Origin of the sequence: Bacillus sp. AR4-2 (genome assembly GCF_008274865.1) — a bacterium.
Lineage (GTDB): Bacteria > Bacillota > Bacilli > Bacillales > Bacillaceae_G > Bacillus_A > Bacillus_A cereus.
In genome coordinates this window covers 2411316-2434491 of record NZ_CP031062.1, presented here as the reverse complement: position 1 = coordinate 2434491, position 23176 = coordinate 2411316, and the positions used below count along the sequence as shown (strand labels likewise).

Below are 23176 nucleotides of genomic sequence, written 5' to 3'. Positions count from 1 at the left end.
ATAGAAGGAAACTTTTTTAACTCTTTACGTTTCTTGCTAGGAAACTTTATAATGTAATTAATGTAATTTACGATATATCGTAAAAAGGGGAGTATTTAAGTATGGAAATGAAGGATAGAATTAAACAAATTCGAATAGATAACAAAATGAATCAAGAACAATTCGGGAAAGAAGTGGATCTAACTAAGGGGACTGTTTCAAAGTTTGAAAATGGAAAAGCATTCCCAAGTCGTGAAACTATAGAAAAGATAGCGAAGAGATTTAATGTACCTGTAAATTATTTGTACGGAGAAAATAAAGGTGACGACTCTAGTGATGATAAATATAAAAAATTCAAGGAAATCATGGAATGGCTAGAACCGCTACCAAAGGATAAAGAAGATATGGCGTTAGAACAAATGCTAGCTATCGCTCAAGCTCTTAACAAACACCATAATAAAACAGAAAAATAGCCCCCTAATTAGGAACGGCTATTTTTTTAATTTCTGCTATATATTCTTCTAATTGATCTGGTGCACATTCTTTCACAGTATCTAAAAATAGGATTACAATTTCCTCTTTCGTCATCCTTAATTCTCCCCTTACATCCTGTTTTATATATTAACCGTCTTAAAGTGGAAAGTTTTTGTCGTTTCAGTCAAAATGTTTCCATTCCCTATAAAGCAGAAATGACACTATCAATTTGATAGTGTCATTTCTAATATTATATTAATTAACCGCCTCCTGGGCCTGGATCAATCATATATAAAGTTGTTTTTTGTCCTTTAGCACTTTGCACCTTATCTTTTTCCGTCACCTGAAAAGCTGTAATAGAAAGACAAGCTACAGTAGTAATAGTTAAAACTATTTTCACAAGCTTATTTTTCAAGCGTTTCACCACCCTTTTTGTATAATTCAATTATAACATTTCAATGCTGTCTTTGGTAGGAATACATAGAAATAATCACCTGATTTAGAAAAACTTTCTATGGACATTTCTAGGTATTTCTTCCCTTCTTCTCCTCCGACCGCAAGCCCCATATAGTACAATTGAAAACTACTAAGATATCCATTTGTATTTTGTAAAGCTTGTAAAATTTTAATCGCTTTTTGCTTTTCACCTAGCTTTACATATAAGAATGCTTTTTCAGCATAATCTAGATTTTCTGGGTTAATGGTATGTAAATCTTTTTCATGATATATTCTTAAAAATAATAGTGTATTAAGTACTTTTTCTCTTCTTACTTCTAATTTTTTATTCACTGGAACGCCAATTATATTTAATGATTTCTCCATGTACTCTTTAGCATTTTGATAATCAGAGAAAACATAACTTTCTCCAATTTTACAATATGCTACTGCCTTTGTACTGACATAGCAATTACTTTGATCATTTATAATTTCAAAACAGAATTCACGCGATTCGTTTAATTTATTTTCGTGAAGTGCAACGAAAACTTCCATTTCTTTTATTCTTAATAAAAGAGAATCCCTTAATGTATGACATTTAATTCCCAAGATGTCCGGCAATAATTGCTGAATATGTTCATTAACCATCTTATAATTACCTAAATCAAAAAAAGAGTAAATTGTATTTAAAACAGATATTATTACCAGCTCGTTATCTGAGTATTTTTGATTTTTTCTCATCTTCTCAACTTTCTCAAAGAACCTCTTAGGAGTAGTTGTACTTTCACTCCTTTCTCTTAATGTTTTGTATAACGGAACCAAATTTAAATTTATCCTCACAGTTTTTGAATTACTTTTTTTCTTTTCTTCTTCGCTTTTATTTTTATTAGTTTTAAAACTCATTATTCGTTGAATTACTAGGTCTTGAAGATCATATTCTCCAAACATATCTAACACTTCTAATGCTAATTTCAAATTTTTATGTGATAGTGTAGGTATACACTCTTTGATGCATTCCCTTCTAAAATCAACATTTTTAGGCTTATATAGCTTCAGCGCATCAACCAAGTGCATAAAATCAAATTTACTTTGCTTCTTAAAATAACTATTTACTGTTGTATGCGTTACTTTAAAACGTGTTGCCAATTTACGATTTGTATAACCGTTTGATTTTAGACACTCCTGCATGTCATTTAAATCCAATAAAACTTGCACAATCCTTGCCCTCCTTATGGACAAAAAAGACACGTTACCCTAGATGTCTTATATTTACAGGAAAACGTGCCATTATATCTAGGTTGTGTGTTATAATTATGTTTGAGACTTATGACAAGTGTTTTCCCTAGCGCGTTTAGGGAGGACGGTGTAAGGGTGTTGCGAGCACCACTTGCACAGTCGTAGGTCTTTTTCACGTCCGTTTATTTTATTATTTTCATAATATCACATTTTTTCCAAAATTCAGTCGTGTAGTTATCTGATTCTTATTGAGAAAGTTTTAAAATCGTTATATATCAACGTTTCTCAAGGGAGCTTAACGGCTTTTTTTTCTACAATAAAAAAAGAGCCGTTAAGCTCCACTTATGTACTATATGCCTGTTCCTGGGTCTAATTCTTCCTTCCAGCCACCAGAATCACTTACTTTGTGCCCGCCAGGGTCATTTGTGAATTCTTTTATAGTCTTTTCTCCCCCTTTATCTAATTCTATAAATATTTTACTATTTTTTACAATGGATGAAAATCATATCCTATAACTGAATTTGCTCATATATGGTAAAATATACCCATCGCTGATATGTCCAAACATGTAATTTTCATAGCAGCAAAATTACAACCAGACTTATACAACATGATTCAAAACAAAATGAAGGAGTGTTTTAAGTGAAAGGACATATTCGAAAAAGAGGAAATAAATATTGCATCGTTATTGATATCGGTCCTGATCCAGAGACAGGAAAAAGAAGACAGAAATGGTTTTCTGGATATAAGACAAAAAAAGAAGCACAGGCCGATGTGGCAAAGAAGATTACAGAGTTGAATGAAGGAACTTTTATAGAACCATCTAAAGTTACGTTAAAAGATTATCTAAATCATTGGCTAGAAATTAAAAGTATGAGCATAGAAAAGAGTACCTTTGCTGGTTATAAGGCATTTATCAACCAACATGTTATACCTAGTATAGGAATGGTTGCGCTCCATAAATTAAATGTTATACACATTCAAAAATGTTATAAGACTGCGATAGATAAAGGGATTGCAAACAATTCTATTCTGCTTATGCATAGAATTTTAAAGAGCGCTTTAAACCTAGCCGTAAAACAAAATATTATTTCTCGAAATCCAGCAGATTTTGCTGAGATACCTAAAAAAGAAAAAACCCCTATCCAGACTTGGACAGAGGAAGAAGTAAAAAAGTTTTTAGCTCATTCACAAGAATCACGATATCACATTGGGTATCTACTTGCAATAACTACAGGTATGCGTCTAGGAGAAGTTCTAGGTTTACGATGGCAGGACATTGATTTTGAAAAACATACTGTTACAATAAATCAAACATCTGGTCATGACAATAAGATCAAAAAAACTGCAAAAACAAATTCGTCAAAACGCACAATTCCTGTACCTAATGAAACAATAGCGGCCTTAAAAAAACATAAAATTTTAATCAATAAAGAGAAATTAAGGTTTGGTTCTGCTTATCTAGATCAAGATTTAATAAATTGTAATGAGTTTGGAAGAATCATAAAAAGAGCACATTTCAGAAAAAGTTTCATTAGGATGACACACAAAGTAGGTATAAAAGAAATTAAATTCCATGATTTAAGACATACACACGCAACTCTACTATTGAAACAAGGAGTTAACCCTAAAATCATCAGTGAGCGATTGGGTCATACAGATATTTCAATGACATTAAGTGTCTATTCTCATGTTTTACCGAATATGCAGGAAGAAGCAGTTAAAAACTTCGGTAAAAGTATCTTTGGATAACCTATGTTTGCAAAATGTTTGCATTTTATCAAAAAAAGTCAAACAAACGTTGTCATATCAAGGTTTGTTTGACCTATCATCTTATATTCTTGATAAAATCTCCGAATTCCTATTGAAATATTTAATAATGGAGCGTTCTCACCACCGCGGGTTATGCATTCGAATCGATATACATAGGAGAAAAAATCTTGTGTTTTTTCATCTTTTATCGGCCCAGACATCGCCTCACAAATATTTTGTGATCTAAGAGGGGAAAAATAGATTTCTTCTTCATTTGTATTTTCTAAATATATAGGACGCTCACAAAAAATATGTGAGATTAAAGCGGGCACCCACTTAGAATACGTTTCATTATCATGTAGTACTGGCAAATTAGAAATCAAATCGGATTGCCATTCATATTTTGGTGGTTCTACTAATCTATTTGGTTTCCAATCATGAATAATCTCATACCAACTTTGAAAAATATAATCGAGCTGCTCTTGTCTAATAGGTTCTTTCGATACGATCCATGGTGTATTTTCATTTAATACGTACGGGTTATGCTGAATAAACAATATATCCGAAAACATATCATACAATCTTTCATTCAAACGTTTCAACTTACTCGTTAATAAAAATGTCTTATAATGTATCTCTACGATGTCCAGCCATTCAATAGGAAAGTATATAAATGATACCTTTTCATTTAAAAGGGGTTCTACTATATTTTCAAATGTTAGCAGCCTTAATTTTTTCATAAAATGATTCCTTCCTTTCTTCAGTTGTCTTGATTATCAAAAAGCTAGAACAATAGTTACTTAATCTAATCCATTTAAACCAAGTATTTAAAAGAAACGTAAAAACTGTTTATCTACATAAACTATTATCAAACCGACTCTTTTAAAAATTCAAAGTAATTATCATGTATAACACCTCTATTAATATTTTTATTTCAATACATTCGAATTATACATTACACCTAATGCATTGTACTTATCATTTACAATAACTTTACAAAAAAACCAAAAAAGAACACCTTAATTCGGTGCCCTTTTTACAAATATCAACCTTTATGTAATTGAACATATAGATAACAGTAATCCCCCAAATGAAATTGCTCCTAGTAAACCTACTACAACTCCTGTTAAACAAATACAATCAGCAAGACAAATAGAAGACTGCGATAATGGAACGAATGACCTACTTGTACCCGAACCATATTGTTTTATCTTCTCATAATTCATATCTAACATTAAATGTAGACATGTTACACCCTCCTCAATAGTATGTAGAGATTCTTTTTCTAATCGCTCCAATAATTTACTATCAAAAGCAACTGCTAGAGGGTACTGCTTATCCGATTTCATATTTTGATAAATTAGTTGCAAACGAGATAATATATTATTTTTCTTCTTTTCAGATGTTACTGTACATTTCATATTATTAAATTCATTTAATAACAGTGATAATTCATCTCTTTTTCCGTATAAATCTTTAGCTATTTTTCTCTTTAGTTTATACGAATGGAAAATAGATTTTAGTTCAACCATATTCATACACTTCCTAATTACATAGTATTTACCCTATTATTTTGTAGATAAACAGTACTTTTTAATCTTATTTAAAATACACTTAAGCAACTTATTTTACTATCGATTAACATTACATTAACCTTACACGGTTGTAATAAAATCATTAGCTAGAAGGAAGCAATGCCCAAACTAGACAGATATTTAATGATAAAACCATAAGAAAAAAACAATGATTAGATTTTAAATCTAGTCATTGCTTTATCCATCACATCTTGATTACATCTATATATCTTATTGTTACTTTTTCACTTGAATGATTGAATATATCCATTAATAATGGCTATATTCTTTGTCGGCACGTACATATAACTAATGTTTTTTAATTGCTAAAGTGAAACTTTAATCAGCTCTCACCAATCGGGCTTTTATGGGCAGTCCGCCACCTAACTTCTCTTTGCTCTCGCTGAATTTTTTTGGGGATGTTACTGCCCGCAACTAGCAAGATAGATGTTATCAATATTCATACGTTACAATAGTACCGGTAGTATCAGTAAAACCATCAAAACAGTTAGAGCAACCACCACAGCCGCCACAACCGCCACAGCCTCCGCAACCAAAACAACCGAAGCAACCAATACAACGGAAGCCACCACAACGGAAGCCGCCACAACGACCTCCACCACAACCGCCACAACGACCACAACCGCCACAGCGACGAGCAGCATCTTCAATATAGTAATATGGATATTGGTTTTGCTGGTCCCAATAGACAATATTTCCAGACCGGTAATCATTAAGGCTTAAAGCTTGTAGTTCTTGTTGAAACTGATTCATTTTCATAACCTCCGTTTATAAAATACAACCTCATCGATACTTCCCTATATTCCTGTTCGTTACATCTAAGTAGAAATAGCGCTATAAACTAAGTTCAATACGTACACCAACAAAGTATGACTTATCACTAGATGATGCACCTTGTTCATATACCTATTTTTACTATGGGCTCATTTTTATAAAGTGAAACTTTAATCAGTGGGGTTTTGTTCATCCCCTACCTAACTTCTTTGCTTCCGCTGAATTTTGAGGGGGGGGGCTTACTGCCCGGCAAATAGCGGGATAAATAAAAATTAAAAAATATGAATTCTAGCGTCATATCTTCATACTTACTAAGTTCAATTAATTTCTCAATAATTATGATGCCATATCCTATATATTTCCGTCTGCTGCTTAGATTTTTCTGTACTGTAAATGGCTTTCGCTATAACACCTCCAAGTGACCGGTTTCTATGACGGATAAGAAATTCCAACAAAAAAAGCCCTAATTAGGGCTTTTCATTCTATTTCTCCAGTAAAACTCTCTATGAAATTCCTAATAGAAAAAAGACACACTTAGATTGATGCGTCTTTTTGTGATGCCTCTTTTGTGAAATCATATAAAGCAATTGCGCCTAAAAGAACAAGTATCCCTTGAGGAACATCTAGTAAAATGGTTTTCCAAATTTCTGGAATTATCCATTTAATATCTGCTGCTGTTTCAAGATATGTTTGGAAATAGCTGATTGTAAAATTAATTATCCCTAAAAATACAAATAACGATAAACCAAATCGAATTAATTTCTTATTTGTAAACATATAACACCTCTCAAAATTCATTGGATATTCCTGCTTTTGCTTCTTTATATTTCCATATCTCTATATCTGATTTTAACACATAAAGAGCTCAAAAAAAATACGATATGCATATTTGCATATCGTATTAACAACACTCCATGATAATTTAGAAATTCCTGCAAAGAAAAAACAACTCCGTTACAGCTAACAGCTCGGGTTTCTTTTCTTATTTAACTTCATACCACCAACATTTACGTTCTTTGATTGTAAAATAAATGTGACAGAAGTTTATCCAGTTAATGCGTAGACAAGTAAATGAGCTAAATTATCGATATTCTATTTCGCCATATCCGTAGCACTAATGACTTTACGCAAATTTGACAAGAAAAAATATATAGATAGGTATGATCCATACCTATCTATAACATTACTTCTATTCTTTATCCAATTACGTCTTTTACGTCTGTATCCACTGGCCACTTTTCTAATGTATAAGCCATTTCCCAAAATGAATATTCATATTGACTGCTAATAATAAAATGCTGTTTCATACGTTTGCGGTCTGCCTCTGTTACTTTTTCAGCGATAGTATCTAAACGTGTAATTTGTTCTTCAACTAGCGTACGGAACCAATCAGATCCATAAGCAGAAATCCATTCGTTATAAATTGGCTCTTCCGGCTGGCACTCTTTTAAGCGTTCGCCAATTTCATAATACAACCAATAGCAAGGTAAAATTGCTGCAATGATATCGCCTAAATGTCCTTCGTACGCAGCACGATACATATGTGAAGTATATGCGTATGCAGTTGGAGCAGGGATAAAATTATCTTTTTCTTCTTTTGTTATCCCTAATTTCTTCGCAAAATTCTCATGTAATGATAATTCCGCCTCATATGTATTTTGGGCATGGTGTGCCATACGAGCTGTCGTTTCTAATTCAAGAGCTTTTGCAGCTCCTAATGTTTGTACTCTAGCAAAATGACTCAAATAATATGAATCTTGAAGCACATAATAGCGAAAACTAGCTAAATCTAACGTTCCTTCACCAAGTTTTTTTACAAAAGGATGGTTAAAACTCGCTTCCCAAATTGAATCTACTTCTTTACGTAATGATTGTGAAAAAGTCATTTAAATCCCTCCAATAATGTATAAAATATAAGTATTTATCCACAATTATTAAAGCTGTAAAATAAAAAAACTTTCTTTACAGGCATAAAGAAAGTGAAATCGACAGTATTTATTTACTCATTAAATAGCAACGTCTTTCCCACTTCCCTACGCTGGCATTAACCAGATCAGGTACTAAGAGTCTCAAAATCACATTTGATCTCAGCCTATAAGAGGCCCCCCTAGTGGATAAATATTTTGTTTTTATAATGTATTCATCATAGCATACTTCGTGAAACTGTCAAAAAAATTCGTTATATAATTCCCTTAAAACCCTTCTTCTTTTCTAACTTTTAATGATGTTTCAATAATCATATCTAATAGTTTGCTATAACTAATCCCCGCTGCTTCTGCACTTTTTGGCAATAAACTTGATTGTGTCATCCCTGGTAATGTATTAATTTCCATTACATATGGAATTCCGTCCTTCACCATCATATCAACTCTTGCATAAACACTACATTTTAATGCTTTATAACAAGCAAGTGACGCTTTATTTACACGTTCCTTAATTTCTGCTGGAAGTTCGATAACTTCCTCAACTGTACTAGTATCATCATATTTTGCATTGTAGTCAAAGAATTCGGCTGCATGTCGAATTGAAACTATAGGTAACTGTTTTCCATCCAGAATTGAACATGTAATTTCATCACCTTTTATATACTTTTCAATTACTACTTCAGAATCCCATTCGAATACAGTTTCTAGCATTGAGATCAATTCATTTTTATTATAAACGATTTTCACTCCGACACTCGATCCGCCAGAGTTTGGTTTTACTACTAATGGAAATCCTAACTTATCTAACTCATCAAGATTTAGATCCTCCATTTTTGTAAGTTCAATCCAATCTGGTGTTTCTACACCTTCATAACGTAAAATCTTTTTCGAAATATTTTTATCCATACATATACTGCTAGATAACATATTACTTCCGCTATAAGGAATCCCTAAACTCTCCAGTGTTCCTTGAACTGTCCCATCTTCTCCGTATTTTCCGTGTAATGCGAGCAACGCAAAGTCAATGTCTTTCGCTTTTTCAACTAAATCTATTTTTTCATTTAATGTAATTGGAACTATTTCATACTTATTTTTATCTAAATGAGCAATCATTTCATTCCCCGTCATAATTGAAACTTGTTTTTCAGACGATACCCCGCCCATAATAACACCGATTTTCATTTTCTCAACTCCAAATTTCATTTTTTAATGTATCACCAATTATTTTAATTCCCCGAACTATTTCTTCTTCTTTCAAGCGCGAAAAACCTAATCGGAAAGTGTTCGCTCCTTCTCCATCAGAGTAAAAAACATCTCCAGGTGAAAACGTAACGCCTTTCTCATAACACTTTTGTAAAAGTGTGCGGGCATTCATATGCTCTTCTAGTTCTATAAATAAATGAAGTCCACCATCTCCAGTCATTCTTTTGAAATGAATGTACTGGTCACATGCCCCGACAGCTAACTCATATTTTTTCTTATAAACAGATCTTGCCTTTTTTAAATATTTCTCAAAATATCCCTCATGTAAATATTGAAACAGAACAGCTTGATCTAACGTAGATGTGTGGATCGTTCTTGCTCTTTTTACGCTTTCTAAATAATGAATCAGCTCTTTATCTGCAATAATCCAGCCTACACGTAAACCAGGGAAAAGTACCTTTGAAAAGCTACTAATATAAATAACATTATTGCCAGCTCCAGCAAAAGTTAATAATGGGGCTAAATGTGAACCTGAATAACGTAATTCTTCATTAAATCCGTCCTCTATAATAGGAACCTTGTATTTTGAGAATAACCTCATCAATTCCGTTCTTTTCTCTGAACTCGTAACAATACCGGTTGGATTATGATAAGAAGGAATTAAATAAGCAAAATCAAAATCTTTTTCACGCAAACTTTTTTCAACTTCATTCGTATCAATACCATCCTCATGCATATCAATCCCATGAACTTCAAGTCCATGTAAACGGAAAAGCTTAAGTGCAGCGTGGTGAGTTGGATTCTCACAAATGACACGCCCGGATTTTTTTGATAAAGAAGAGAGTACAATATCCAATCCTTCTGTAAATCCATTTGTAATTAGAATATCTTTATTCGAAATGTCTACACCTTTCATTTCCATGTAATGAAGTAAATAATTCATTAACGGTCTATATCCCTTTGCATATCCGTAGTTCAATACGATGTCTCCTTCAATGGACATACGAGTAAGAAAAGCTCTTTTGAAATTTTCAACATCAAATAGCTTCTCATCCGGGGCTATACTATTAAAAACAATCATTCCCTTTTCCCAACGAACACCATGTTTCATTAAATCTAATTCATCCGCTAATGCGGTCACTGTATTAAGTTTCTTTTTCCAATCTATTTCAACAGACGAAGTGTTAGATATATCCACCTTCGCAACAAAGTTCCCTTTTCCTTTAACTGCATAAATGAGTCCTTCTTGCTCTAAATCTGCATAAGCAGCGAGTACAGTGTTTCTACTCACACTTAGTAATTCACTTAGTTCCCTTGTTGATGGGATTTTTTGATCCCCGAGCAAATGCCCTTTCATAATCATCTTCTTCAAATAATCTTTCAACTGAATATAAACGGGACGATCTTTAACAACTTTAAAATCCTTAAACAATTCCTTACCCCCTGCAATCATTTTTGCATATTTATTTCATTCTCAAAAGGTCCACGACATATGTATTTTTTATAAAGGGCGGTACGGTCTTACAAATCTTTTCGATATAAGTTAATTACATCTTTTAAAGCTGCAGCTGCAGCGCCTCGTGGATTAGAAGCCCCACCAATTGTAGTAACTTGTCCCATCGTATCTGTAAAGAACGTAATTCCTTTTTCGGTCCCATTTACTTTTGCTAACGGATGATCTTTTTCTATTTCGCACGGTTCAACATTTAAATTGACATTGCCACCCTCATCCTTATATGCTGATGCTATTAATTTAATAATTTTATGTTGTTCCTTAGCATTTCTAAATTGCTGTTTTGTAACGTGCTCGATTCCTTTTATATGTATATCAGTAAGTGTTTTCTCTGTTTCCATTAAGCTGTTTGTCAAAAGTAACAATTTACACGCACTATCTGAACCACTTATATCTAATATAGGGTTCGTCTCAGCAATTCCTTTATTTTGTGCTTCTTTCAGTGCTTCTTCAAATGTCATATCTTCCTCATACATTTTCGTAAGAATATAATTAGTTGTTCCATTTAATATTCCTTCTATTTTTTCAATACTGCAACCGGCTAAACTAAATTGTCCGATATCTAGTGTCGGTAGTGCAGCGGCTGTTGCACCGCTATATCGAATTCGTATATTTGCGCCTTTTGCTGCTTCATTTATTTCTCTCCAGTTTGTAACGAGCGCACCTTTAGAAATTGCTACTATATCCATCTGTTTTTCAATCGCTTGTTTCATATATTGTTTCCCTGGATTTCCATCTTTAAGATTTGTAACTGTTGATTCTACCAATACAGTACCACTTATGCTAGTTGTTGCACGTTCCTTCGGATGATACTCTAAATATTTTTCAATTGCAGCGGTACCGCCACCATACATTAATAAATGATGAAGTGATAAGCCGTCTTCATTATGTATTGCAATATTTCTCCCTAATACGCCGCTTACAACTAATTGAATCCCATATGTTTCATATATATATGAATATTTTTCATTTAATAATTTTATAAACTCTCTGCCTACTGTTCCGTATCCTGATAATACAACTTGAATTTTCATAATATCCCCCCATATTTTTCTACCAAATCCCTCTTTCAATATAATATAAAGCGCTCTCGAATTCCATCGAGAGCGCTTTATTATTACCTATTTCGGTAAACGTGATAGCTTTTCAGCAATTGTTCTATAAAACTCTTGAATGCTAGAAAAACCTAACGAGTCTGAAACACTTAACCCTACCATGTCGAGATGGTCCCAATTCGCTTTCGTTTCGATATGATTCCATTTTCCAATCTGTAATGACTCATTATTATTTACAGTAACATTAGAAGATGGTGCAATCATAGAATTTGTATTTACTACACCATCATTTTGCCACCAAGAAGTATCAACTAGTGGACGGTTTTCTTCATATCTCGCATAAGAACCTAAGAAAAATGCATTTCCCATTAACACTTTATTCATCGTTATATGAGGCAAATGTAAACCTGTTATAGGTGCTGCTTGTGATGCATGTCCACTATAGGATAAATAATACACATCTGGTTGCGTCTTTACCCAATTATTTAACTCCTTTGCACCATCTGTACTTAAATCCCATTGACTTATATCTTTTGTATTTTTCCAAAGTGAACTATTTAGAATACGATTACTATATTGGAAAAAGGACTCTCCAGCATTCTTCTTTATACCCCATTGATCCAATTTAAAATCATATAATGATAAATTATTGTTTCCTCCAAAGCTTGCAGCTGTAATGAGTAAATCTTTAACGAACGGCAGTAGAAGACTACCATCCGCAAGTGTTGTACCATTGTGAGGAGTTGCTAATGTTGTAACACTATGAACGTATGATTTTCCGCCTTCAAATAGTGGTGATATTTTGGTGTCTGGGTGATTTTTCACATAATTCTTTTCTTCAAAACTACCTTCTTTTAATAGCTGTACTAATGTTCTAATCGTTTGTCCACCCATGCTATGTCCAACTAAATGAACTTTATTTGTTTCACTCCAATTCGGCGCAAAACCACTATAAGTTCTGCCAAAACGATTATGTCCATGTTTCTCAGCATGGACTGCACCATAGTCTACTGTCCCACCGCTAATTTGTGCATACAATTCACATGCACGATCCCAGTTACTAGAAACAGGTCCAACAGCTGCGGTATGTACCGTATAACCATTTCGTTTCAAATCTTCCTGTATATCATGAACACCACCCCAATATTTTACGCCAAGCATTTCTTCTCTACCCCATCCAGCAAATCCATTCACCAATATGATAGGATAATTATTTTGTTGCCTCTCTTCAGCGTATGATATTTTCGCTGCGAATGAACATACGGTCACTAATGCAAAAAAACATATTTTTAAAAATAACTTCCCCATACTTTCTCCCCCTAATAAAACGTTTACATTTTTCTTTTTAAAAAATTAACAGAATAATTTAACAACTTAAACATAATGTAAAGTATTTTATATACGTTGTATATATAGAAAACATATAAAAATGTTGATAAATATTAATTCAAGTGAGTATTTACTTTTTACAATATAACTTGTAAATCTATTTATTTAGATTTATAATTAGATATAGTTTCCTCATGTTAAAAAGATTTAAAAACCATAAGAAAACTAATCTCATTGCTTGAAAAGGAGGAAAAATCATGCAAATCGGATCAAATATTCATACATTGTCTCAACCTACTAAAATAACTCCATCTAATCTTGAGCATAATACTATCTCTTCTACTAAACTTGAAAGTAAGAAAATAAGTGATCCTATCAAGTTTGATATTCGTTTATCTGAAAAAGAAATGAAACAGCCTGAGCATAAATTTAATGAATTAGATTTATGGAAGATGTTAAAGGATAAAGGTGTTCCCTTATGGATCATCCTTGAAATGCTACAAAAGGCTCGTAAAGAAAAAGAAGCCCAAAATAATTCAGTTCAAAATTCAAATGGGATTGAGGAAACAAACGAGACTCGATTAAATGAAGTAATGTAAAGCATAATAATTGATTTGTCTATAAACTAAAAAGAGTTCGAAGCTGATGAAATTTTTATCAACTCCGAACTCTTTTTTAAGGTTTTTCGCCAATCGTTACAAATTGAAAAGATACTTCTCCTTCCAAACCTTTAATTAGCTTTTTTACTTTGACATTTTCATTAACCATTGTATTATCTGTCGACATTTTAGGTCTTTCATCACCTAGAGATTTCTTTAATTGAAGAAGGTGCATTTTCGTTTCATTTGCTTTTATTTCCTTATATACGCTATTTTTTGCTACAATCACATACGATTGCGTTGGATATTTACGAGTGTTTCCTATCCAAGTGTCACTATCGTATGTAACAGGAATCTCATTTCCTTCTATTTTAATACTTTTCATATTCTTTTCGTCTTCATTTGTAAACAATAGTGATCCTTCTTTTGGGAATTTTGGTAACGTATCTAAAATATAATTGGAGCCATTACCTCGTTTATGAAAAATTTTTTCTTTAATCAGTGCTAGTGCTGTAGATTCATTTAAAATTAATACATGTCCATTTCCAACTTCACCTTTTTTCACAGAAAACACTTCATTTTCTTTCGTAATTTCCTTATAACGATTAATAATTGGTGAAATATTATTTTCATCTCCAATAATTAATACACCGTTTGCAGGAAATGAGTTATCCTTTTTAGAGCATGAACTAAAGCTTATTAAAAGTATTATAGCTAACATAAAAATAGTTAAAGTTCTTTTCATCACGGTTCCTTTCATAATTCATATCATTTTTTACATGCTTTTCTGTAATTTTATTAGTTGATATCCTTTATTGCTCCATAGTCTTATAAAGCTTTTGTAGGTAACGCCAACGAGTAATAAAGAAATATAAAACTTGTATACATATAAATGAAATTAAAATAAAAATCGAGCTATTTAAAATAGAAAAACTAACTAATTGTTGCAGTGCCGTATACGCTACTACAGTATGAATCACCGCAACAGCAATCGGTAAGAAGAACATTAATAATAACTGTCTCGTTACAACTTTTTTTAACTCTTGTTTACTTAATCCCATTTTCGAAATCATTTTATATTGTTGTTGATCACGGTCCAAATCTGTATATAATCGGAAATAAATAAAACTAGCAGCAAATGTAAAGAAAACGATTCCGACTAAAACACTTGCCATAAGTAATAAACCATTTTTTTGCTTTGCCTCCAACAAGTTTAATGTTAAAGCTTCAAAGTAGAAATCACTGTCCCTAAGATCTTTATCGAATATACTTTTTAATTGATTTGAAATCTCTTTCGTTCTTATCCAATCATCTACAACAAATCCGTAAGTACGATGTTGAATATCTTCATCCTCTGGATTACTCGTCAGAGGAATTTCATCATACACATGATCTTGAACAGCAATATAAATACTACTAGAATCATGTGGTAAAACTAAATTCTCTACAGTTTTCTTCACACGAAATGTCTTTGTCCAATCTCCTTGAATGACTTCAATATTTTTTTTGTAGTCACCATTTTTAAATTCTTGCTTTTGTGACACCCTCCCAGGGATTAGTAAAATTTCATCTTCTTTTTCAATCGTTTCATGTTGGTACCCGAGTGCTCTCGTAAGTTCGTTATATTCACTTAATTTCAATACATTTACGTTACTTTCTGTAAATTTACTTGAAGATGAAGCCATTCGATACGGAATATTTGCATCCAAGAGATGTTTTTTTATAATAGAGAGATGTTTATCTACCAATTTGTTGTTTTCAGAGCTTTCATACAGAAATGTATATGGGTTTGTCATCCACACTAAATTTCTATTACCAATAGCAGCTGTTGTACCAATAGCTGTAAATGCAACTGCTGAAATAATAGATACAATAAAAAACATCGTTGCATTATCTTTCATACGGTAAATTAATTCAGAAAACGTTAATATATTTGTTCTTTTTAAAAAGAAAGATTCTCTCCTTTTAGCAAGATGTAATATATAAACGCTACACTGTGTATATAAAAAGTACGTTCCTATAATTACTAGTAAGACACCCATTCCAAGTGTAGTAAAACTGGAAATTGAAATAAAGCGAAATACTGAGAAATATCCATATCCTATACTAATTAAAGAAAGCAGTGATAATAAAATTGAAGATTTCGGTTCAGGTTTTGGTTTTTCCTCTGCTCGAATAAGTTCGACAAGTTCCGTTATTTTTACCATTTTAAATGTAAATAGTGAAACAATGAAAAATAAGAAAAGAAAAGTGATAACTGTTAATAATACAGCCTTCACTGGTGTATAAAAAGGCAAACCATTATTAATCATTAATACACTTGCGCTTATCAATAAAACTAGTTTAGAAAATATGAGTCCAATGAAAATCCCTATACAAATTGAACCAAGTCCAATCAACATATTTTCAATTAATAATAATTTCTTAAACTGTCTCATTGACATACCTTGCATCATTAATATGCCAAATTCTTTCTTACGAGTTTTTAAAAATGAACTAACTGAATATAAAATAAAGAAAAATGAAAATACAAAAATCAAACCTTGCGAAATTGTAAATCCCATCGTACCATATGCACTCATTGTTGCACTTGTTGATTTTAATTCCCCTTGTAAATCAGGATGAAATAATAAAAGAGCATACGTAAAGAAAACCATAATAGAAAATGTACTACTTAAAAAATGGGCAGCATATGTACGCTTATTACGAAAAATATTATTAAATGCGAACTGACGAAAAGTCATGCCTTTTCCCTCCTAACAAAGAAAGAACATCCATAATCTTTTGATAAAAGGCTTGTCTGCTTTCACCACAATAAATTTCGTTATATAGTTGACCATCTTTAATAAATACTACTCTACTGCAAAAACTCGCAGCATACGGATCATGTGTAACTAACATCATCGTTGCTTTTTCTTCTTTATTAAGAGTATCAAGCATCTCCATTACATCATTTGAAGATTTAGAGTCCAAGTTCCCTGTTGGTTCATCTGCAAGTAATAATTGCGGCTTATGAACGATCGCACGAGCGATTGCTGTTCTTTGAGCTTGTCCCCCTGATATTTCAAATGTTCTTTTATTCAAGATATCTGTAATATTTAACTTCTCTGCAATCTCTTCCAATCGCTTGTTCATTTCTTGCACGGAAACACCATCTAAAGTCATCGGCAATACGATGTTTTCTTTTACAGTAAGTGTGCTAAGAAGATTAAATGATTGAAAAACAAATCCTAATTGTTTTCTGCGGAATAACGCTAAATCTTCTGATGATAATTGGAAAGGATTTGTACCATTTATTAAAATTTCTCCCGATGATGGAGAATCAATAGTAGATACCATATTTAATAACGTTGTTTTTCCACTACCAGATGGCCCCATAATCCCTACAAATTCACCTTCTTGAATTGATAAATCAATATCAACTAATGCTTTATAAGGTACTTTCCCTTTATATACTTTACTAATACTTTTTGCATGTAAAATTTCCATGTATATTCTCCCTTCATTTGCACGTCTCATAACAGAGTGTAAATGAATTGTCTTACAGCTCATATTGATTCGTCTTTCATTTATCTTACACGCTTGTAAGATTTCTAAAAAAACTGATAATAAAACTATTTTCAAACTGAAATTAACGCATAACTATCTTATAATAATTGTATAGTAGCAGGAAATACAAAGTATATGAAACCTTTATTATATAAATGAGAAAAGACCGATTGCTTTATCGGTCTTTTACTACCCAACGTTATATTTTTATCCACTCAGATCTTCTCAATATATAATGATTATATATTTGATTTTCTATCCTCTGTTGGCTCTTATAAATAAACCCACATTTTTCAATAACTTTATTTGATGCTACATTGTTAATTAAAGCAATTGCGTTAAGGTGATCTACATTCGTTTTTCCAAACAAATAGTTAATCATTCCTTTAGTTGCTTTCGTTGCATAACCATTATTATGATATTCACTTGAAACTGCATACATAATTTCTCTATTTGGTAAAGGAAGTTCATCTTTAATACCCGTACAGCACCATCCAATAAATTCATTTGTGGTTTTCTTAAATATTCCTAGTCTTAATATGTGATCATCTATGTTAGTCGTAGTTCTCACTGCATGAAGAAACGCTCTATTTTCTGGTATTTCATAATTTACAACCCAATTAACCCTTTGTTCTTTCGTCGATTTCCAGTCCGGTAAAAATTTTTCTATTTCCGGTTGATTGGATATGTTATAAATACTCTCTGCATCTTTGACCGTAAACTCTTGTAGGTATATATCTCCACAATCTATTTTAAATAACTTAGTGAATCTCTCTTCATCCATGTTAATCCCCCTTACTTACATTAAAGCTCCTTAATCTGCTTCGTAAGTTCCATAAACCGTTCATCCAGTGCTTTATATTCTTTGTCGTTAGAAGTTAAAAAGCTTAATTTCCCTAATACTTCTTGTCTCTCTGTTTCTAACGTTAAACGTAGCTCTTCAATATCATCTCTTGTTTTCGTAGGTTCTTCTAGCTGCTTTTGTATCGTATTGTTTGAAAACACGAGTTTTGTGTTAGTTGTTTTCTCCAAAAAATATCGATCGTGAGATACAATTACTAATGTTCCGTTATACTCAGCTAATGTATTTTCAAGTTGTTCACGTGAAGGTAGATCCAAGTGATTCGTCGGTTCGTCTAAAATGAGTACATCTTTTTCATCTAAAATATAAGCCATTAGCTTACATTTTACTCTTTCTCCCATACTCATATGCTCAATCGGCTCTTTCCATTGAGAAGCTTGGAACCCTAAATGTTTCATTAAATTTTGGACTTTTCCTCTTTCTTCAAACGTCTCTTTAAAAAATAAATTTTCTGGTGTTTTATCAAGCGGTAAATCAAAAACTTCTTGTGTTAAATAGCCGATGTTCGCAGATGGTGAAATCCATATTTCTCCTTCAGCAGTTTCCGTTCCCATAATCATCTTCAGTAATGTTGTTTTCCCACTACCGTTTGGTCCAACAATCGCAACTTTCTCACCGTGCTGAATTGTAAAATTAACGTTTTCAAATAATACTTTCCCATGAAAGTCTTTTTTTAATTGCTTCACTTCTAAAAAACGTTTTCCTACTTTTTTGTTCGCTTGAATAGAAAACTCAACTGAATACTCTTCTTTCACACGTTCTACTTTCGCTTTCTCCAGCTCTTTTTCAAGTCGTTTTCGTTTTGACTTCACTTGTGCATCCATTCGCTTCGCTTTTACACGATAGAATTCTTTCACACCTTCTTGTTTTGTAGACTGCGCGTGTGCCTTTTGTGACCATGAACTCAATTCTTTTATATGTGTTTCTACTTGTTCTATCTTTTTTTGCTGCTTTTCATATTCACGCTGCTGCGACTTTCTTTTTTGCTCACGTGCTTTCATGTAGCTCGTATAATTACCACTATGCTCAATTAATTTTTTGTCCTCAATTGACCATATTTTTGTTGCGACAACATCTAAAAAATATCGATCATGCGATACAACGATAACTGTACCTTTCATGTTTTTTATTTGTTTAATGAGAAATCCCGTACTGATCTCATCTAAATGATTTGTCGGTTCGTCTAATATTAAGACATTAGGATTTTCAGCAAATCCTTTTGCTAATCGAATTTTCAGCTTTTCACCACCACTTAAAGTATGAAAATCGTTCGTTGGCACGCCCCATTTTGCAAGAAGTTCTGCTTCTTTTGCAATTACATCATTACTAATAAAAGATTCTATTTCTTGCTCAACATATGCTGTTGTCATATTCATTTGCATCCATTCAACAGTACCTTTTGAAGGTTCAATCTTCCCATTTATTAATTGAAGTAACGTTGATTTACCAGCACCATTTTTACCGATTAATCCGATAACATCCCCTTGTTTTACTGTCACATTCATTTTCTCTAACAACATATTTTCTTTTATTTCAACATAAACATCATTTAATTTTAATAGTTCTTTCATAAATACCGATCCCTTTCATTAAGGGAGAATAAAAAATCCTCCCAAATAAATTTGGCAGGATTAGTCATTACATTATTTATACCCAAATAAGCTATTGCGCAATATAAATAGCAATACCGTTGTATGGAAATTGGGCAGACTAATCCTATTTTTTAGAAATTGAAATTTATTGAATTTCAACATTTAAAAATAAGATTAGTTAATCATCGTCCACCCATCATTCCTTTCCGTCGTTAATAACCATATTGTACCATACTAGTACTGTATGAGTAAATGCAATTATATGTGCTGTTAAAAAGATTGCTTTCTTTTAGGTTTATTTATCATTCCTTAACTTCATGTTGAATAAGCACAAGTTACATTGATTGTAATACGTCCTTTAGATTTCCCCAGTAGTAAACTTCTAAGCACTCTCTATTATATAAAGTGAAACTTTAATCAGTGGGGGTTTTCTTCATCCCCACTGATTATTAGTTGAACAAATCGGACTTTAATGGGCAGCCCGACCCCCACCTAATTTCTTTGCTTTCGCTGAATTTTGAGGTGGGGGTCTTACTGCCCATTAAAGCGGGATAAATTTTGTATAAAAACAAAATGTTATTCATTATCCAATAATCACTTATTGTTTTTCGATAAATTTTTATTGATTATTCCCTTGTAATAAGCTATTATATCTTTACAGAAAATATTAATGTAAGGATTGAATTTATGGACAGGACATTAAAAATCACAAAGTTAAATATGTTTTTAAGGATTTTTCTCGTCCCGATTATAGTAGGGATAATTGTTGGTATACTAACTAAATTGGGGCAAGGTATACTTCCTGGACATTGGAATTCATTAGCTAATCTAGGAAGCGTTTGGTTAGTTCCATCCTTTTTTGTGGCTAGCTTTAGTTATTCTAAGCGTACAGCTATACTTTCTGGTATCCTTGCACTACTCGGTATGGTATTAGGCTACTATGGTTATGCAATAGTTATTAAAAATGTAGCTCACTCTATTTATTTTATATCCGTATGGATTGTATGTGCATGTATAGGAGGAACTATCTTTGGAGTTGCAGGTTTTCTATGGAAAGATACTACGGATCCACTTCATAAATTCGGAAGCGCGCTTATTAGTGGCGTTTTTATAACGGATGGACTTCACATTCTTTTAAATTTTGAAGACTATAGTCACATGTTACCTGTTGGATATACCGAAGTCATAGTCGGGATTATCTTGATTCTTGTATTAGAACGCTCTAATGCTAATCGAATTTCTTCTTTCTTAATGATGGTTCCTATCACTATTTTAGGATTAATTGGATATAAATTATTAAGTTTGTTTACTTAATTAAAATTCATGAAGCTAGCTCTTTCAAAGGGCGAGCTTTTTTCTTACAAAAAACTATTTAAATATTAATAAATTATTAAAAACCTCTCATTTAACAGCCTTATTTATTATTGTGTCATTACACATACTTACACGACCTTTTATTAAGATCATACCAGTCTTTTATATCATTTTATTTAATCCATATAAAGTAAGGCCAAAAAACTTATTTCAAAAGTTCTTTAGCCTGAGTCATTTTTACACATTTAAAATTTAATACGTACAACGGTACCTTTACCAACTTCTGAATGGATTTCTACACTATGTCCTAATTGCTTCGTAATTTCATGTACGAGATATAGCCCCATTCCAGTTGATTCTTTAAAATCTCTACCATTTTCTCCTGTAAAGAAAGGTTTAAACACTCTTGGTAAATCTTGCTTCGGTATTCCTACACCATTATCAGCAATTTCAAGTATAACATTATTACCTTCCTTACAAGCTTTCACTTTAATCTTCTCTCTACTACCAGATGAATATTTAATCGCATTCGATAGTATTTGTCCAATTAAAAATTGTAACCATTTCGCATCACTTTCTACTGTAATGTCCTTATCAATTTCAAGCTCTGGATATACAAAATTCCGGATAAAGAACCGTTTATGCTCATGTACCGAATCATTCACTATTTTATATAGTTGTACTCTTTCTACATAAAAATCTTGTGTAAATGCTTCTAAACGTGCGACATACAGAGCCATTTCTAATCCCTTTTTTAATCGATCAGTTTCCTCATTTATACTTTCAAAACGTGAATCTACTTCATCCTGTGTAATTAATTCTATTACAGATAAAGGTGTTTTCATTTGATGAATCCATTGATTCATAAAGGTTAAATGGTCATTATTTTTTCTCTCTTGCATTTGCAGCTGATTTTGATAATGTCGATATTGCACCTCAAGTAGTTCTTGAAGAGCAGCCGATACAGCTGCAAAATCAGATTTTTGAACAGATTCATCCAAAGATTGCATCGGGTTTGCTAAGCGCTCATAAAAAGAACGATGTGTAAAATAACGAAACACTAAATAACTTCCCATAAAGAAAACACCTAGAAACATTGCATATAACGCCGTTGTAATATGATTATGCCCATCAAACCAATATACGAGAAATATAGCTAGTAGTTGAATTATAGTAAAGCAAATAAGTGGTATATGATCACGTATAAACAACCTTATCATTTTTCTATACCAGTATCCCAAGTAATATGCAATCTATATCCAACACTACGAATCGTTTCAATCGCACCTTCTATATGTAACGTTTGTAACTTTTTACGCACACGTGTTGTATTTACACTTAATGTATTATCATCAACATAAGATTCGCTATCCCATAATTTATTTAACAACACTTCCCTACTCACAACACGCGGATAATTTTTCATTAATGTCTCTAATAAAATAGCTTCGTTTCTCGTTATATCAATCTCTTCGTTTCTAAGTTTCAATACAAGTCTTTCAGGATATAAACAAAGGCCTTGTTGCTCAATCATTCGCTCTTCTAGTTTCGGTGCATAATCTCCATATGCACGTCTTAAATGACTACGAATTTTCGCCACTACAACTTCATAATGAAAAGGCTTCGGAATAAAATCATCGCCACCGTTTTCTAACGCCATAACTTGATCCATCGTACCTTCACGAGCCGAAATGAATAGTATCGGACATGTAGAAACACCACGAATTTGACGACACCAAAAGTAACCATCAAAACTCGGTAAATTAATATCTAATAAAACTAACTCTGGTTGTTCATCTAAAAAAATGTCTAATACATTTTGAAAGTCCGATACAATAACTCCTTGATAACCATATTTCGCAACATATGTTGATAATAGTTCTGCAATTTTCATATCGTCTTCTACAATCATAATTTTGACCATTATTGAACTCCTTTTTAATCCACAATCTCAAATATACTTATATAAAATAAATACTACCTCTTTTCA

The 23176-nt window shown here is 32.3% G+C and carries 22 protein-coding genes, 1 pseudogene and 1 riboswitch; of the genes and pseudogenes, 4 read left to right on the top strand and 19 right to left on the bottom strand.

The window, feature by feature from the left end; all coding sequences use genetic code 11:
* Positions 1-101 precede the first annotated feature (101 nt).
* Entirely contained in the window at positions 102-452 is a 351-nt protein-coding gene (locus DN399_RS12495) for a helix-turn-helix transcriptional regulator (protein WP_102956497.1), read from the top strand.
* Between the two features lie 260 nt (positions 453-712).
* Here DN399_RS12495 and DN399_RS28080 read toward each other — a convergent pair whose 3' ends face one another.
* Both DN399_RS28080 and DN399_RS12490 read right to left on the bottom strand, forming a co-directional pair.
* Complete coding sequence (locus tag DN399_RS28080; protein ID WP_179953514.1) at positions 713-868, bottom strand: hypothetical protein; 156 nt, start codon at positions 866-868, stop codon at positions 713-715.
* Between the two features lie 26 nt (positions 869-894).
* Positions 895-2103 (bottom strand): AimR family lysis-lysogeny pheromone receptor, encoded by a 1209-nt coding sequence (locus tag DN399_RS12490; protein ID WP_149149632.1) that lies wholly within the window; start codon positions 2101-2103, stop codon positions 895-897.
* Between the two features lie 663 nt (positions 2104-2766).
* Here DN399_RS12490 and DN399_RS12485 point away from each other — a divergent pair.
* Positions 2767-3876 (top strand): site-specific integrase, encoded by a 1110-nt coding sequence (locus DN399_RS12485; protein WP_000675852.1) that lies wholly within the window; start codon positions 2767-2769, stop codon positions 3874-3876.
* Between the two features lie 38 nt (positions 3877-3914).
* Here the strand turns inward: DN399_RS12485 and DN399_RS12480 are convergent, their stop codons facing one another.
* The 10 genes and pseudogenes from DN399_RS12480 to DN399_RS12435 all read right to left on the bottom strand — a co-directional run bounded on the left by DN399_RS12480 (position 3915) and on the right by DN399_RS12435 (position 13249).
* Positions 3915-4616, bottom strand: coding sequence for a pPIWI_RE module domain-containing protein (locus DN399_RS12480; protein ID WP_000736205.1), 702 nt, complete (start codon positions 4614-4616; stop codon positions 3915-3917).
* Positions 4617-4928: 312 nt separating this feature from the next.
* Positions 4929-5414, bottom strand: a complete 486-nt coding sequence (locus DN399_RS12475; protein ID WP_002024190.1) for a hypothetical protein — start codon at positions 5412-5414, stop codon at positions 4929-4931.
* 209 nt (positions 5415-5623) lie between these two features.
* Positions 5624-5758, bottom strand: a pseudogene (locus DN399_RS28265) (site-specific integrase); the annotation flags it as partial.
* A gap of 145 nt (positions 5759-5903) precedes the next feature.
* On the bottom strand, positions 5904-6224 hold the full coding sequence (locus DN399_RS12470; protein ID WP_001071364.1) for a heterocycloanthracin/sonorensin family bacteriocin: 321 nt from the start codon (positions 6222-6224) through the stop codon (positions 5904-5906).
* A 555-nt stretch (positions 6225-6779) separates the two neighbouring features.
* On the bottom strand, positions 6780-7043 hold the full coding sequence (locus DN399_RS12465) for a DUF3937 family protein (RefSeq protein ID WP_016122577.1): 264 nt from the start codon (positions 7041-7043) through the stop codon (positions 6780-6782).
* 398 nt (positions 7044-7441) lie between these two features.
* Positions 7442-8131: a thiaminase II gene (tenA, locus tag DN399_RS12455; protein WP_000144509.1), complete on the bottom strand. Its 690-nt coding sequence runs from the start codon at positions 8129-8131 to the stop codon at positions 7442-7444.
* A gap of 127 nt (positions 8132-8258) precedes the next feature.
* A riboswitch (TPP riboswitch) is annotated at positions 8259-8364 on the bottom strand.
* Between the two features lie 73 nt (positions 8365-8437).
* A complete protein-coding gene (locus DN399_RS12450; protein WP_002025855.1) occupies positions 8438-9352 on the bottom strand; it encodes a D-alanine--D-alanine ligase in 915 nt (304 codons plus the stop codon).
* Between the two features lie 4 nt (positions 9353-9356).
* Positions 9357-10805: a MocR-like pyridoxine biosynthesis transcription factor PdxR gene (gene pdxR, locus DN399_RS12445; protein ID WP_086385295.1), complete on the bottom strand. Its 1449-nt coding sequence runs from the start codon at positions 10803-10805 to the stop codon at positions 9357-9359.
* Positions 10806-10894: 89 nt separating this feature from the next.
* Positions 10895-11920 (bottom strand): homoserine dehydrogenase, encoded by a 1026-nt coding sequence (locus tag DN399_RS12440; RefSeq protein WP_046392717.1) that lies wholly within the window; start codon positions 11918-11920, stop codon positions 10895-10897.
* An 87-nt stretch (positions 11921-12007) separates the two neighbouring features.
* Positions 12008-13249, bottom strand: coding sequence for an esterase/lipase family protein (locus DN399_RS12435; RefSeq protein ID WP_000517071.1), 1242 nt, complete (start codon positions 13247-13249; stop codon positions 12008-12010).
* 278 nt (positions 13250-13527) lie between these two features.
* Between DN399_RS12435 and DN399_RS12430 the strand changes: the two genes are divergently transcribed.
* The gene (locus DN399_RS12430; protein WP_001165495.1) at positions 13528-13869 is read left to right on the top strand and encodes a DUF3914 domain-containing protein; all 342 of its coding nucleotides are present in this window, start codon (positions 13528-13530) and stop codon (positions 13867-13869) included.
* 76 nt (positions 13870-13945) lie between these two features.
* Here DN399_RS12430 and DN399_RS12425 read toward each other — a convergent pair whose 3' ends face one another.
* The 5 genes from DN399_RS12425 to abc-f form a co-directional block, all read right to left on the bottom strand.
* Positions 13946-14614, bottom strand: a complete 669-nt coding sequence (locus DN399_RS12425; RefSeq protein ID WP_000831672.1) for a lipoprotein BA_5634 family protein — start codon at positions 14612-14614, stop codon at positions 13946-13948.
* Positions 14615-14681: 67 nt separating this feature from the next.
* Entirely contained in the window at positions 14682-16613 is a 1932-nt protein-coding gene (locus tag DN399_RS12420; RefSeq protein WP_000144180.1) for an ABC transporter permease, read from the bottom strand.
* Positions 16588-17358 (bottom strand): ABC transporter ATP-binding protein, encoded by a 771-nt coding sequence (locus DN399_RS12415; protein WP_000404284.1) that lies wholly within the window; start codon positions 17356-17358, stop codon positions 16588-16590. Before DN399_RS12415 ends, DN399_RS12420 begins: the two co-directional genes overlap by 26 nt.
* A gap of 259 nt (positions 17359-17617) precedes the next feature.
* Positions 17618-18202: a GNAT family N-acetyltransferase gene (locus DN399_RS12410; RefSeq protein WP_149149631.1), complete on the bottom strand. Its 585-nt coding sequence runs from the start codon at positions 18200-18202 to the stop codon at positions 17618-17620.
* 20 nt (positions 18203-18222) lie between these two features.
* On the bottom strand, positions 18223-19851 hold the full coding sequence (gene abc-f, locus DN399_RS12405; protein WP_000661373.1) for a ribosomal protection-like ABC-F family protein: 1629 nt from the start codon (positions 19849-19851) through the stop codon (positions 18223-18225).
* Between the two features lie 708 nt (positions 19852-20559).
* On the opposite strand from abc-f, the gene DN399_RS12400 reads away from it, so the two are divergent.
* Positions 20560-21186, top strand: a complete 627-nt coding sequence (locus DN399_RS12400) for a DUF6518 family protein (protein ID WP_149149630.1) — start codon at positions 20560-20562, stop codon at positions 21184-21186.
* A gap of 245 nt (positions 21187-21431) precedes the next feature.
* On the opposite strand, the gene DN399_RS12395 is transcribed toward DN399_RS12400, so the two are convergent.
* Positions 21432-22406 carry a sensor histidine kinase gene (locus tag DN399_RS12395; RefSeq protein WP_002164532.1) on the bottom strand — a complete coding sequence of 325 codons (975 nt, stop codon included), beginning with the start codon at positions 22404-22406 and terminating at the stop codon, positions 21432-21434.
* Positions 22403-23110 carry a response regulator transcription factor gene (locus tag DN399_RS12390; RefSeq protein ID WP_000239007.1) on the bottom strand — a complete coding sequence of 236 codons (708 nt, stop codon included), beginning with the start codon at positions 23108-23110 and terminating at the stop codon, positions 22403-22405. The genes DN399_RS12395 and DN399_RS12390 overlap by 4 nt, the downstream gene beginning before the upstream one ends.
* Between the last annotated feature and the right edge of the window lie 66 nt (positions 23111-23176).

What these genes read in the sequence shown, in the direction of transcription:
- DN399_RS12495 (WP_102956497.1), top strand. Translation starts at nt 102, where the DNA reads ATGGAAATGAAGGATAGAATTAAACAAATTCGAATAGATAACAAAATG.
- DN399_RS12480 (WP_000736205.1), bottom strand. Translation starts at nt 4,616, where the DNA reads ATGAAAAAATTAAGGCTGCTAACATTTGAAAATATAGTAGAACCCCTT.
- DN399_RS12475 (WP_002024190.1), bottom strand. Translation starts at nt 5,414, where the DNA reads ATGAATATGGTTGAACTAAAATCTATTTTCCATTCGTATAAACTAAAG.
- DN399_RS12470 (WP_001071364.1), bottom strand. Translation starts at nt 6,224, where the DNA reads ATGAATCAGTTTCAACAAGAACTACAAGCTTTAAGCCTTAATGATTAC.
- DN399_RS12465 (WP_016122577.1), bottom strand. Translation starts at nt 7,043, where the DNA reads ATGAATTTTGAGAGGTGTTATATGTTTACAAATAAGAAATTAATTCGA.
- tenA (WP_000144509.1), bottom strand. Translation starts at nt 8,131, where the DNA reads ATGACTTTTTCACAATCATTACGTAAAGAAGTAGATTCAATTTGGGAA.
- DN399_RS12450 (WP_002025855.1), bottom strand. Translation starts at nt 9,352, where the DNA reads ATGAAAATCGGTGTTATTATGGGCGGGGTATCGTCTGAAAAACAAGTT.
- DN399_RS12440 (WP_046392717.1), bottom strand. Translation starts at nt 11,920, where the DNA reads ATGAAAATTCAAGTTGTATTATCAGGATACGGAACAGTAGGCAGAGAG.
- DN399_RS12435 (WP_000517071.1), bottom strand. Translation starts at nt 13,249, where the DNA reads ATGGGGAAGTTATTTTTAAAAATATGTTTTTTTGCATTAGTGACCGTA.
- DN399_RS12430 (WP_001165495.1), top strand. Translation starts at nt 13,528, where the DNA reads ATGCAAATCGGATCAAATATTCATACATTGTCTCAACCTACTAAAATA.
- DN399_RS12425 (WP_000831672.1), bottom strand. Translation starts at nt 14,614, where the DNA reads ATGAAAAGAACTTTAACTATTTTTATGTTAGCTATAATACTTTTAATA.
- DN399_RS12420 (WP_000144180.1), bottom strand. Translation starts at nt 16,613, where the DNA reads ATGACTTTTCGTCAGTTCGCATTTAATAATATTTTTCGTAATAAGCGT.
- DN399_RS12415 (WP_000404284.1), bottom strand. Translation starts at nt 17,358, where the DNA reads ATGGAAATTTTACATGCAAAAAGTATTAGTAAAGTATATAAAGGGAAA.
- DN399_RS12410 (WP_149149631.1), bottom strand. Translation starts at nt 18,202, where the DNA reads ATGGATGAAGAGAGATTCACTAAGTTATTTAAAATAGATTGTGGAGAT.
- abc-f (WP_000661373.1), bottom strand. Translation starts at nt 19,851, where the DNA reads ATGAAAGAACTATTAAAATTAAATGATGTTTATGTTGAAATAAAAGAA.
- DN399_RS12400 (WP_149149630.1), top strand. Translation starts at nt 20,560, where the DNA reads ATGGACAGGACATTAAAAATCACAAAGTTAAATATGTTTTTAAGGATT.
- DN399_RS12395 (WP_002164532.1), bottom strand. Translation starts at nt 22,406, where the DNA reads ATGATAAGGTTGTTTATACGTGATCATATACCACTTATTTGCTTTACT.
- DN399_RS12390 (WP_000239007.1), bottom strand. Translation starts at nt 23,110, where the DNA reads ATGGTCAAAATTATGATTGTAGAAGACGATATGAAAATTGCAGAACTA.